The organism is Paenibacillus sp. sptzw28, assembly GCF_019550795.1.
Classification (GTDB): Bacteria; Bacillota; Bacilli; order Paenibacillales; family Paenibacillaceae; genus Paenibacillus_Z.
This window is the reverse complement of record NZ_CP080545.1, coordinates 5,454,633-5,467,826: the sequence shown is the minus strand read 5'-3', so window position 1 is coordinate 5,467,826 and position 13,194 is coordinate 5,454,633. Positions and strand designations below refer to the sequence as shown.

The 13,194-nt window shown below is 50.3% G+C and carries 8 protein-coding genes; 2 read left to right on the top strand and 6 right to left on the bottom strand.

Annotation, left to right across the window (positions count from 1 at the left end):
• Position 1: 1 nt before the first annotated feature.
• The 6 genes from KZ483_RS25395 to KZ483_RS25370 all read right to left on the bottom strand — a co-directional run bounded on the left by KZ483_RS25395 (position 2) and on the right by KZ483_RS25370 (position 10,673).
• Positions 2 to 4,021, bottom strand: coding sequence for a carbohydrate-binding protein (locus tag KZ483_RS25395; protein WP_220350317.1), 4,020 nt, complete (start codon positions 4,019 to 4,021; stop codon positions 2 to 4).
• Positions 4,022 to 4,063: 42 nt separating this feature from the next.
• On the bottom strand, positions 4,064 to 4,885 hold the full coding sequence (locus KZ483_RS25390) for a carbohydrate ABC transporter permease (RefSeq protein WP_220350316.1): 822 nt from the start codon (positions 4,883 to 4,885) through the stop codon (positions 4,064 to 4,066).
• A gap of 10 nt (positions 4,886 to 4,895) precedes the next feature.
• Entirely contained in the window at positions 4,896 to 5,807 is a 912-nt protein-coding gene (locus KZ483_RS25385) for a carbohydrate ABC transporter permease (RefSeq protein WP_220350315.1), read from the bottom strand.
• 6 nt (positions 5,808 to 5,813) lie between these two features.
• Positions 5,814 to 7,118, bottom strand: coding sequence for an ABC transporter substrate-binding protein (locus KZ483_RS25380; protein ID WP_258881420.1), 1,305 nt, complete (start codon positions 7,116 to 7,118; stop codon positions 5,814 to 5,816).
• A gap of 88 nt (positions 7,119 to 7,206) precedes the next feature.
• Entirely contained in the window at positions 7,207 to 8,826 is a 1,620-nt protein-coding gene (locus KZ483_RS25375) for a response regulator (protein WP_220350314.1), read from the bottom strand.
• Positions 8,823 to 10,673, bottom strand: a complete 1,851-nt coding sequence (locus KZ483_RS25370; protein WP_258881419.1) for a cache domain-containing sensor histidine kinase — start codon at positions 10,671 to 10,673, stop codon at positions 8,823 to 8,825. The genes KZ483_RS25375 and KZ483_RS25370 overlap by 4 nt, the downstream gene beginning before the upstream one ends.
• 184 nt (positions 10,674 to 10,857) lie before the next feature.
• Between KZ483_RS25370 and KZ483_RS25365 the strand changes: the two genes are divergently transcribed.
• Positions 10,858 to 12,018, top strand: coding sequence for a nucleotide disphospho-sugar-binding domain-containing protein (locus KZ483_RS25365; protein WP_220350312.1), 1,161 nt, complete (start codon positions 10,858 to 10,860; stop codon positions 12,016 to 12,018).
• A 577-nt stretch (positions 12,019 to 12,595) separates the two neighbouring features.
• Positions 12,596 to 13,120, top strand: coding sequence for a 5' nucleotidase, NT5C type (locus KZ483_RS25360; protein WP_220350311.1), 525 nt, complete (start codon positions 12,596 to 12,598; stop codon positions 13,118 to 13,120).
• The last annotated feature ends 74 nt before the right edge of the window (positions 13,121 to 13,194 follow it).

The following is a 13,194-nucleotide window of genomic DNA, read 5'->3' as shown; positions in this document are numbered from 1 at the left end:
CTCAAGGATTTGTATAGAACTCCACTTCTGCGACATTGCCGTACCCGCCATTCGGTGATACATAGCGCAGGTAGCGGTAAGCGGTAGTATCGGCAATCGTCACCTCGTTCCATCCCACCGGCGGTGTAGAAGGAATCGTATAGAGGTCGACGAATCCGGTGCCCGGGCCTTCATTAGAGCCTTGGAATTTACCTCCGGCCATCCTCGAGGCGAATGATTCCCGAGGGTAGAAGCGGATCTGAGTAATGACTGCTTCGTTCCCTGCACCGAGATCGATTCCCGTGTAACCGCCGCCCGCCGCGAAATAATCATAGAATGTATTCGTTTTATCATCGAATGCTTTGTCGTATTCGCCGCCGGGCGACCAGGAAGGACCAAGCCCGAACAATGCTCCGGTTACTTCCAGCAGTTGATTGCTGATCTGAATGACCGCTTCCCCGCGTATGCCGGTACCATCCTTGGCTTCGGCCGTTACCTTCACTTCACCGTTCTTCCCGCCGCCCGTCGGTGTTAACAAGCCGCCGGCGCTAATTGCAGCCAAATCGGTCGGACTGCCGCCCAGGTTCGTGACAGACCATGTGACGTCTTGATCCGCATTCGCGGGAAGCACTTGAGCCAACATCATCAGCGACCCTCGATTGGTGGTAATGGCGCTTGCTCCTCCGCTGCCCGTTACATGGATTTGGGCGACGTCCGCATAAAGGCTGACAGGGAATATAGAATCATAGAGCGGCGTCCGCTGCGCTTGTAATACTTGGACATTCTTTGCGAGGATGTCCGTTGTTTTCGCATCCGTCGCTTTTGCTTTCCAGTGCAGCTGCAGCACATCCTCTGTCTTGAATTCGGGAGTGCTCTTCAGGTTTAATGTAACTTCACCAGGCACATTCGAAGCCGCTTCCGTAACCTTGATACCATTCACCAGAGCCTCAGCCGACACATACTCAACATGCTCAGAATTGTAGGATAAGGTCAGCTGCAGCTCTTTCGAGTTAACAGGAAGATTAGCCAGCTTCAGCGTCAGGTCGAACGGCTCGTTTACTTTCACGCTTCCGCTGCCGGTTAGCTCAACGACTGGATTGGTGTTCTCCGTCTTGCTGTTCTCTTCCGCGAGTACAGGCAGCGGATAAATTTCGAACTTATCAAATGCCGGCGTGTATTGATGCGGTACCATGACCGTGTCCACGAACGGTGCAGTGCCTGATGCATTGCTTCCTCCGTAAGGGTTTGAGCCGCCGTCATAAGTGTTGTTATTCGAGAACCGGATCGTATTCATCCCTTCCTGCAATTCGGCATCGATCGTGACGGTGGCGAACTGCTGCCAGGAAATCGTGTTTTTAAAGAATACGGTTTGCGGTGCGGCGCCGTTCACGGAAACCTGAGCATAGCGCTCAACGACATTGTTATTGTAGGAGTGGGAACCGGAATATTCGCCGTTCGCATAGGTGATCACCATCTTGTATTTGCCCGCCCGCGGCACATTAACGTCGGAAATTTCAAGAGATCTCTCCTGTCCGTCATACGAAGTGATGCCGTTCACATATTTGCCGCCTGATGCGTAGCGGGCGAATGCATCCTCGCGAATTAACGGCGGATCGGCTTGTGCCGGCGCTCCAACTACGGCAGCATCCTCGGCTTCTTTCACAAATACGGCGTCTTTGCCTGTATATTGGGCCTCGATATAATCCATGCTCAGGTCCGACGTCGATCTGATATCGATCAGGTTGATGCCGGTTCGCAGGAACATATTGACCTTCCATGTACGCCAACCATTCGTATTGTTAAGAGGAATATTCATGATGTTGTTCCGGTCATGATCGATGCTCAGCGTACCCGTATTGCTCGTGGCAAGCTTGAGCGTTACATCGTACATGCCGTCCTTGAGGACGCTTAGTACAAAACGGGTTTTCGCATCGGAACCGGCATTCGTATTCGGACTGCCGTCAGTCAGCTTCGAGGACGAATCGCTAAACCCGGTCACATAACCCGCCCCTTCAAAACCGGGCAGCAGGCTTTCTCTTCTCAGTCCTTTCGCAGCATCGTAGTCGGCAAATTCGGCCTGAACGCGATAGCTCGGCCGCTGCCCGGCCAAACCGTTATAGGTCAGCTCAATGGCGTCAAGCGTTGCCGCTCCCAGCCCCATCTCACCGGTATCCTGATTGTATTTGCTGATCGCGATCGAATGCGTGCCCGCTTTTAAGCTCACGTACTGCGAGACCATCCCGTGCTGCCGCCAGCTGTAGTCTGCGCGAAGTACGGCTTTGAAGGACGGCTGATCGTCGATCTTGACGAAAAACTCGGAGTTTTGTCTTTGAACCGTGCTTCCTCCGCCGGACTGCGCCGGAAGAGATGCGGTGGAGCCGCTGCCTTCAACAATGTCCAGACGATAGCTGCCCTCCTTGGGCACCGTAACCGACGTAAATTTGACCAAGCTGTCCGGATGGTCGATTCCGCCGATATGCTGACCGCCCGAAGAGGAAGTGCCTGAATTAACTCTTGGATAAACATCCGTCGGATTCTGAACATTAACTTTTACTTCCGCCTGCTCCGCTTCGTACCTTTTGACCCAGTCAGTGCTCGGCACCGAATCGACGGCCCCGGTTATGACGGCATAGTAGGCTGCGGTAGAATCATCCATCGTGACAGGCAGTGTCACGCTGCCGTCCACCACATCAAAGTTGCCGTCGATGATTTGTGCCGGTTCTGTCAGGAAACCCGTCAAACCCGTATAGCCGGCATACCAGACGGTTATATGCACTTTACTCGCACCGGCCAAGAAGCTCGGACTATTCTCCTGACCGGTTACGTTGTTGAACACAACCCGGCCCTGTCCTTTGGTTCCCCCAAAGATGATATTGACCTGCTTCTTCTTGTCATCCACCGTCGAGAGACCGTACAAACCAGGTCCGTAGGCATCCGAGTCGTCTCTTGCCTTTACGACATTCACCTTCGCCATCCGGCCTTCCATATCGGCATACCACTTATAGAGCCACCACGCGCCGTTCGGCTCGTTCTGCCCGGCCAGCAGCGAGCCGTATGAGTTCGCCGTGTTCCAATAGGGAAGTGCACCGTGGATCTTCAGCTCGTCGTAACGGGCGATATATTGGACAAGGGAACCGCCCTGCGCAATTTCCGCCGTCGAAGCATATTCATTGATGTCGACCGGAATCGGAAACGGACTCTTACGGTCCGGATACAAGCTCTTGTAGACAGGAATTTGCGCCGTTTCCAAAGAGCGGAAGGCAGCCAGATTGCCCGCCGCGTTATTGTACGACTTATTGGCAAGCAAATGCCAGGAAACGATATCCGGCAAACAATCGTTCTGCACGCAGAATGTAATGAAGGAAGCGAACACATTGGATTTGTAATCGATTAAGTTCGGGCCGGATATTTTGGCGCCTGGGTCGATCGATTTAATCGCGCGGTACACTTTCAGCCAATCATTGTTGAAAACGTTCCTCGAGTTGGCACCGGTCTGGTTTCCTGCGTTGATGCTGGGATACCGGGTCGAGTCTTGCTCCGGCTCGTTGTAAGGAATGTAGAGAAACTTCTCATCCGGGTCCTGCCCGGGGTTTTTGACCGCCCATGCGTCTTTGTAAGCCTTCACGGCCGTAGCCACCGGGATGACGGCTTCATTAATATATTGCTCGGCTGTTCTGGAAGGATAGTACCATAAGCCGTAATAATCCTGCACGAGGACCTGAATAAAGCCGCCGCCCGCTTCAAAGAAATAGTCGGCTACCCGCAGGCCGTCTCCGGAAGGATGCTGCACGCCGTTCGGAGCTTTCTGCGAAATATGCGACGGCTTGAGCGGAATCAGGGTATTGATGTCGGGAACGTTCGGCTCGCTGAGGCCATACAGCGCCGCGCTTGCCCCATGGTAGATGTCGCCGAGCGACTGATCCGCCAGGTCGACAGATATCTCGGCCCAGGACGCTCCGTGCGCCGTCGATGCGAAACCAGGGAATACGGAAATCATTAATGCGATCGAAAGAAAGAGCGATATTGTTTTTCTTCGTCTCACTACGAAACACTCCCCTGCAATATTATGTTTACTCCTTAACACTCAGCCTTTTACCGATCCGGCCGTAATGCCGCTGACGAACTGCTTCTGCAGCATGACGAATACTGCAATAACCGGAACGGAAGCCATCACCACTGCGGCGAACATGATCGGATAATTGGTCAAGTAGCGCCCCATATATTTGGACAGTCCCAGGGAGATCGTCTTGATCTCTTCGCTGCGGATATACAGCAGCGGATTATAGAAGTCGTTCCATATGAACAATAAGTTGAGGATCAGCACCGTACTGACGGCAGGCAGGCATAGCGGCAGCACGACCTTCCAGAACGCCTGGAACTCATTGCACCCGTCAATGACGGCCGCTTCGTCGAGTTCTCTTGGAATCGTACGGAAAAACCCGCTTAAGATAAAGACCGAGAAACCCATCGTTGAAGCGATATAGATCAGGATTACGGACCATATCGTATTCACGAGCCCCAGCTTGGCGATCATCATATAGGATGGAATCATGACAGCCTGCGCCGGCACGATAATGCCGAATATGAAATAGTGATAAATCCTGTCGCCGGATTTGAAGCCGTTCCTCGTAATCGCATAGGAGGTAATCGTGCTGAGGAGCAGTACCGCCGCTAGCGAAAGGACGGAAATGACGATCGTATTTTTAAAATAGACCAGCATATTCCCCTGCACAAAAGCGGTATAAAAGTTTTCAAACACCGGCATTTTCGGAATCGAATAAGGATTATTGAACAATTCGCCGGGCGTTTTGAATGCCCCGAAGAATACAACCGCGAGCGGCGTTAGTATCATAACCGCAAACACGAGCAAAGCGGCATACTGAAAAAGCAATAATTTATCTTTCATCACGTCCCCCTCAATAGCCGATGTCCTTGGCGCGAAATAACCGGATCTGGACGAAGCCGACGATCATGATCACGATGAGCAGCACGAGGGAGACGGCGGAGGCGTACCCCATTTCGCCGTATGTAAAGCCGATTTTATAAATCAGCGTTCCCAGCACTTCCGTCGAGCTGCTGACCGGTCCCCCCGGCGGGGTAATGATATAGATGAGGTCAAACACCTTGAGGCTTCCGGTGGTCGCCAGGACGACGTTCATCATAATGGCCGGCATTAACAATGGAACCGTCACATGTATAAACTTCCGGAAGCGGCTCGCTCCGTCAATATCGGCCGCCTCATAGAGCGATTCCGGAATAGTCAGCAGCCCTGCGATGAAGATCACCATAGAGTAGCCCACATACTGCCACGAATTCACGAACGCGATCGAGAACAAGGCGGTGCCCGGATCGCCAAGCCAATTGCGCGTCAAGAAAGAGAGACCGGTCGATTGAAGCAGCGAATTGAGAAATCCGTTCATCGGGTCAAACATATAAGACCAGACGAGTGCAAGCGTTACGTTAGAGAGAACAACCGGCAGCAGAAAAATCGTCTTGAAAAAGTTTCCGCCCCACAGCTTCTTCGCCAGGATCAGGGCAAAGATGAGCGCCAGTGTCAATTGGATAAGCACCACGGTAACCATATAGACCGCGTTGTGCCACAGCGCGCTTGCGAATTCCTTATCGTCCGTCAATAACCGGATGAAATTATCCAGCCCGACAAACCTCATTTTCGTATTGCCGCCATTCCAATCAAAGAGGCTGAGATACGCATTTCCGACAATGGGCAGTAGAAAAAAAGCGGTATAGATAACAAGTGCCGGTAAGGTAAACAGCAGCAGAATGATATTTCTTCTGTCGCGTTCTGACGTCAGGGAAAGCCTTCTCATGTCAGATCACCCTTGCCTGGCGTCGTCGATCGCTTTCTGAATCTCCGCGAGCGTCTTGTCAAGGTCCAGTTGACCGGCCAAATACTTGTTCACGCCCTCGAGGATTTTGACCTGCAGCGATTCGGTCGACACGGTATGCGGCCAGTACAAGGTCGCATCGTCACGGGTTACAACGGCGGCAATTTTCTTGCTTACGGGATCGCTTATTTCGGCTCCCTTCACGGAAGGTACTGCCTTGGCTCCGGCAGCCAGCTTCTCCTGGTTCGCTTTACTGTTCATGAATGCAACGAACTTCTTGGCCTCTTCCGGATGCTCCGTCTTATTGTTAATCACCCGGTACGTGCCGACATTAATGTTCGGTACCGTCTTACCGCTGCCGGGTACAATCATGAAGTCGATGTCGTTTTTCGGATTCCGCTCCATAATGCTGGCAATATCCCACGTTCCCGTAATGATCATTGCGGCTTTGCCTTGACCGATAAGATCCTTGGCCTGTTCGTGCTTGATTCCCGTCCAGTCCTTCGGCATGTACCCTTTATCCACGAGCAGTTTGTGCTTCTGGATCGCGTCTGTAAAAATCGGATCGGCGATCTTTACTTCGCCGCTTTCCAGTTTGGCGGTCCAGGCTGCATCGGCGCCGTTGTTCGACATGATGGAGCCCCAGAAGAATTGAGGGACCCACCATTCCGAGTCCATTGCGATCGGAATAATGCCTTTCTCCTTGAGCGTTTCGCATACCGCTATGAATTCGTCCCATGTTTGCGGAACCTTGAGGCCGTATTCTTCAAACATCGTTTTGTTGTATAGCAGGCCGTCGCTGTGCATCAATTCAGGCGCCCCAAGAACCTTGCCGTCTACCGTGACGGGCTTTAAAGACGCCGGCAGAAACTCGTTAAGGAACGCTTCCCCGGTCAAATCCAGATACACCTGATCGCCGAGCGCCGCAAATTCGGCAAACAAGCTTGGGGACCACGTATCGAAAACGTCCATTTTCTCTCCGCCGAGCAGGCGCGTTTTGATACCTGCCGTATAGTTCGCATTCTGAATGAAATCCGTCTCTATCTTGATGTCCGGATTCTGCTTTTCAAACTCGGCAATAGCGTCATAATACGCTTTGCCTGCCTGCGCGGTATCGAGCAAATAACTGGAATAGCGAAGTGTAACCTGCTCCGCCTTCTTCCCGCTTTCGCTGCCGGACACCTTCTGATTCCCTTCCGCGGCCTGATCCGCAGGTTTATTATTGCCGGAACAAGCTGCAAGCAAGGCCATGAGCGTAAGTGAGACAACAATGATGAACCATTTCTTCTTCACCAACTCTTCCCCCTTCGGTAGTCGTATTTCATTATTAATTGTATAGAGGGAGCGGTTCTTCCGTAATAAACGTTGTTTACCGGTTCTGCTACTTTTTTGACATATTCCTATATTCCTCCGGAGTTACGCCGACAACCTTCTTAAATATTTTGCTGAAATAGGTGTAATTGAGGTAGCCTACTTTTTCCGCCACTTCATACACCTTCAAATGCCTGGAATCGAGGAAAAATTTCGCTTTGTCGATACGAACCTTCGTTAGAAACCGGATGAAATTGTCTCCCGCTTCCTGCTTGAATACGCGGCTCAAGTACGATGAATTGACATTAATCCGGCTCGCGACGCTTTGAAGCGAAATGTCCTCCGCATAGTACTCCATAATGATATCCATCGCCATTTCCACATAGCTTCGCTGCTGCTGATCGGCATTTTGTCCCTTATAACGGTCGGACAGATGGCTTTCAGCATAATTATGAAGTTCCTGCATCGTGTCCAATTCCAGAATGCGTTCATAGGGTGTTTTACCGCCTGCCGCATTAGGGCGGTCCGCGGGAAGATACGTTCCGATAAGACCGATCACCCGGATATAGGTTTGACGGATTGCCTGTTCGGATAGATTATCATGCGCTGAAATTCTTATTTGAAGGTCGCGAATAAACCCCAGGCCATCTTCCAGCCTGAGACTCTCCAGCGCAATGCGGAACTGCTTCGCATCTTCGCGTTTAAACGGGATATCGTGATTGTCCCGCACCGGCTTCGCCGCCATATGGTCGAACCAGATTGTCTTTCCGGTTCCATGGAAGAAACGCTGCTTTACCGCCAAATCGGCTTCCTCGCAAGCCGTTTTCAGGCCTGCATAACCGGATACCGGCGTGCTTAAACCAACTGTAACCGAGATATTCATGAAATCCTTCATCGCCCCGATTAGCGTGCGGCAGAGCCGGTCCGCGCTCTGTTTGTACGTTCCGGCCTTCACTTCGGACGGATCGAGGTTAACGGCAAGCAAATATTCACTGGAGCTCCCGATAATAATCTCCTTGTTCCACTTGGACGGTATCATTTCTTCGAGGATATTAACGATGGAAAACCTCAGCAGCCTCTCATCCTTCTCTATGTATTTGTTTCGAATCGTCTCGAACCGGTCAATGGATAATTGCATCACCAGAAGTCCGTCGGGACGCAGACGGATGCTCAGCTGCTTCATTTCCTTGATGAAATCCCGCTCGGATTTGAGGCCGCTGATCATCTCCTTGAATGTCTGCTCTTTCAGGTAGCTGACGGTTTGCTGATAGTTGCCGGCAGTAATGGTTTCATTCCGCCGAAGACTGTTCCCGTCCCGAATCATCGGTTTGACCCTGTCCAGCATTTCGATCAGCTGATTGTGCTTCAAGTCGCTCTTGACCAAATAATCGACTGCGCCAAGCTTTAATGCTTCTTTCACATAATGGAATTCCTCCATGCAGCTTAAAATAACGTACCTGCACGAATCCGACAGCTGCGCCGCGGTACGGATCAATTCGAGCCCATCCATCACCGGCATTTTAATATCCGTAATAATCAGGTCTGGCGGGTTGGACGCCGCTATATCGAGCGCTTCCTTACCGTTCGACGCTTCGCCGATAATGGTGAAGCCGTATTCTTCCCAGTGAATCATCGATTTTAATCCGATTCTCATCAGGAGCTCGTCATCGACAATGAGCACTTTAATCATCGTGTCATTTCCCCCTGCCGTTCCGGGTTTTCAGTACCGGGAATTCTAATATAGAACGTTGTTCCTTTTCCCGTTTCGCTGGTGAAATGGAGTCCATATGCGCTGCCGAAGTGATTCTTGATTCTGCTGTTTACATTGCTGATCCCGATGCCGTTAAACGAGCCGTTCGCATTCGAGATCTCTTTCTGCAGCGTTTCGATTGTCGCTTCATCCATACCCGCGCCGTTATCCGCAACGGAAATGACAATATCGCTGTTATCACGGTATATGGCGATACCGATTATGCCTTCATCCTCGTTTTCCGATGTTCCGTGGAATATGGCGTTCTCTACGATAGGCTGTATCGTCAATTTAAGGATTTTCTTGTCCAGCAGAGCTTCATCGACATCGAATTCAACCTGCACCCGGTTGTAGTAGCGGATTTTTTGAATCGTTATGTAATGCATGATGTTCTCCAGCTCATCGCGAACGGTCACAAGTGTACCCACTTTCTTGGTCGCGTAACGAAGCATCGAGATTAACGCTTCCGTCATCTCCACGATCTTGTCCGCCCGCTGCATGGAAGCGATCCACTTGACCGAACCCAGCGTATTGTACAGGAAATGGGGATTAATCTGAGCCTGCAAAGCCTGTATTTCCGCTTCCGCCTTTTGCTTTTCCTCCATATAAATTCGCTCAACCAGCCGCTTCAATTCCCGGGACATCAGGTTGAACCGGCTCGCAAGCAATCCGATTTCATCATTCGAACGGATGGTCTGCAAATTCTCGAATTTCCCTCTTTCCACCGAGGTCATGTTGCGCATCAACAGCTTGATCGGCCGGGTAATTCGGGTTGTTACATAAAATGAGCTGACAACGGCAAACAGGGTCACCAGAATGGCAATCATGATCAAATTTCGCCGCAGAATGTCCCCTTCAACGGACAGTTCGTCCATAGGCATGTGGAGAATCGTTTGCCAATTGCGATGCTCGAACGGCATGGAAGTAACGATATAATCCTCATTGCCTACGTGCAAAACGGCTCCGCCGGCTTTTCCTGAAATCTCGTCCAGCCGTGCAGGGAATACCTTGGCCAGAGGCTTGCCGATTGAACCGTAATCGCTGTTGTATACGATATTCCGATGCTCATCCAGGATCGTAAACGCTGTCCTCCGTGAATCCAGCAGACGGCCGTTTACTTTATCGATGAAATCGAGATCGATGCTGATTACCATAACTCCAAGCAGTTTGCCGTTATTCATATCGAATATTTTGCGTATGCTGGAAATGGCCCAGTTGTTCTCGCTTTTAACCTGGAGGTCCCGGTGAGTTTGCAAATAGCTCGCGGCATCGGGCGATTCTAGAAACGCCCCGAACCACGGTTCTTGTGACGCGTTGTAGCTGTAATTAATCGGCTTGTTCGGGCTGATATACAGATCCCTTCCGCCGTTTAAGTTGTAAATATAGATGGAGAAGGCGCGGTCCTTCATCATGATGTAGTTCATTAACAACGTATAAGCCTGATTCTCGTTTACTTTATTGCTGTCCCTCAAATAATTCTGAATCGGGTAATTGTCCTGCTCCGAGTAGGAGACGTAGCTGTTGATGCCGTAGCTGGCCAGCATCGAAATTTTCTCCACCTCGTTCAAATATTCATCGATACGGAAATTTGCCTGTCTGGATATTTCCTGCAGAAGGTCGGTATATTTCCTCACCAGCAGCTTCTGGGTAGACAGATATGAGCTGTACGACATGACGAATATCGGCAGTATAATTACAATCAGGAACAACAGGACCATTTTGGTCTTGATGCTGAGAAAGCGCTTTCTATCCGTTGTAATCCCCTCTATCCTTTTATGATTTGCCAATTGATATTCAATACGGGAAGCCGATTTCCTTTTTCGGATGTAATTGCTCATCAAAGTCCATAGTTGGATGTTAGATTACTTCGTTTTTGGGGTATAAAGGTGGGGGACCAAAATCCACTTTCTGGAAGGGAACGTATTACTTGTCATTGGCAGGATTATAAAATTAGGAGGCGATTTGTTTCAAATGAAAGTTTTATTCACCAGTTTCCCCGGTATGGGGCATTTTCTTCCTGTTGTCCCTCTTGCTTGGGCACTGCGTGCCGCGGGGCATGAAGTACTCGTCGTCACTACCGATCAGGCTGTTAAAGCAAGCGGCCGGGCGGGATTGCCGGCGGTGGATGCATCGCCCGGGATCAATATCATGGCAATAGCCACTGGTAGTAGGGGCGCGGATGCATTCAAGAATTTCCGTGATCCCTTCTCGGGAGACAATATGGCCCGTACCGCCGAGTGGATGTCGGAAGTCAGCAATCGTATGGCTGACCGCACCATTCTGACTGCCAGATCCTGGAAGCCGGATTTAATTGTCCACACGCCGCTTGATGCCATTGGACCACTGGCCGCTTCTCTACTATCCATTCCTTCCGTAGTCCATGGCTTTGGTATACTATCATTCGGTAAGATAACCGATTTTATTAATCTTATTTACGAGGCTGTGCGTCCAGCCGGTGAACGGAATGGCGTGATCGGCGGCCCCGTACGGCCGACGGCTGTGATTGAAACATGCCCGCCCAGTATGCGGCAGCCTGACCATACGGACGCATGGTTCGTCCGCTACGTTCCATATAACGGAGGCGGCGAGCTTCCGGACTGGCTTTTAGAGCCGCGATCGCGGCCTCGTATCTGCGTCACACTGGGTACCGTGATCCCTCAAGTGGCAGGCGTTGGCGTGTTGAGCGGAGTGTTAGAGGCGGTGGGAAGCCTGGATACCGAGGTTATTCTGGCACTCGGTGGAACAGACCCGTCCGTACTCGGTACTTTACCGGCCAATGTTCGGGCAACCGGTTGGGTTCCTCTAAGTGATCTGGTACCGACATGCTCTGCTATCGTGCATCACGGCGGATCGGGAACAATGATGAGTGCCGTAGCCCCAGGCGTTCCGCAGCTGGTGCTCCCGCACGGGGCCGACCAGCACATGAACGCTGCCGCGGTAAAGCAGCGGGGGATCGGGCTTACGCACCTGCCGGAGGAAGCCGATGCGGAGACGGTGCGAAGCAGCCTGAAGCAGCTTCTTGAGGATCCCAGCTTCACCCGGGCGGCCCAAGAAGTCAAGGAGGAGAACGAAAGCCAGCTTCCTCCTGCAGCTATTGTCGCCCGCCTTATGGAATTGGCAGGCCGGAACTGACGACCCGGTAGTGATAAGAAACGGCAGCCGGCATAATGGCTGCCGTTTTCTCGTTGGAACCATTTTTATTATTTTCGAAAGAGGACTGGGTTTAAATAAAACGAATGTTTAGAGATACACCTTTTCCATTAACAATGGGTCTTATATATATCAGGCTATTAAGAGGAGAGAATGTAGATGGAATTGAAGCAACTCATCGATCAGGCCAAAATTGGCGATCAAGCCCCCAACCTCTCTTATACTTCACAACTGGCTTTTTCCATTGGCATTGTATTCCTTGCTGCGCAGTAAAGTGGCAACCGACACTTCTGCGCTTGCCATATCCGGGGCCGTTCCGGCGCTATGGGTTATCATCCAAATGTTCAGGATCCGTCGAATCGATTGGATAGGTCTTTTTGGAATAGCAGGCTTTGGCGTGGCATGAGTAAAAAGGAAAAGCTTGTTATGACACCATATCTTTTCTCACAGCGATTTGTTTCTTAATTACTGCGATAAACGGTTAGATAACTTGTTGTATATTCAACCGATTACTAGAGCTGAATATCCCTAAAAGTTATAGAAGGAGTGGAAAGAGTCAATGAAGAGAATTGCAATTGATATGGATGAAGTAATTGCTGATTTTAACCCGAAACATTTACGATTATTTAATCGTGATTACAATGAGAATCTTACTGTAAATGACTTGGTGGGAACGCGTCTTCGGGATTTACGTCCTCATTTACAGAAAGAGATTATTGATTACTTAAACGACGCTACATTTTTCCGTGATTTAGATGTCATGAAAGACAGCCAAAAAGTTATTAAAGAATTAAGTGAACAGTACGAAGTTTTCATTACCACAGCAGCGATGGAGTTTCCAACCTCTTTCGCTGCAAAGTATGAATGGCTAAAGGAACATTTCTCCTTTCTGAACGAAATGAATATTGTTTTTTGCGGAGACAAGAGTATTATCCGTGCTGATTTCCTGATCGACGATAATGTAAGACATTTCAAAGGATTTGCGGGTCAAGGAATATTGTTTACGGCACCACACAACATTAATGAAACAGGATATGTTAGAGTAAACAACTGGCTAGAAGTACGTGATTATTTTCTGAAATGAGTTCCGATAACGGATAACGAGTTGACTACAGAAGGAGCATATCACGCGGCAGCTGCCTTTTATTTTATTAGGAT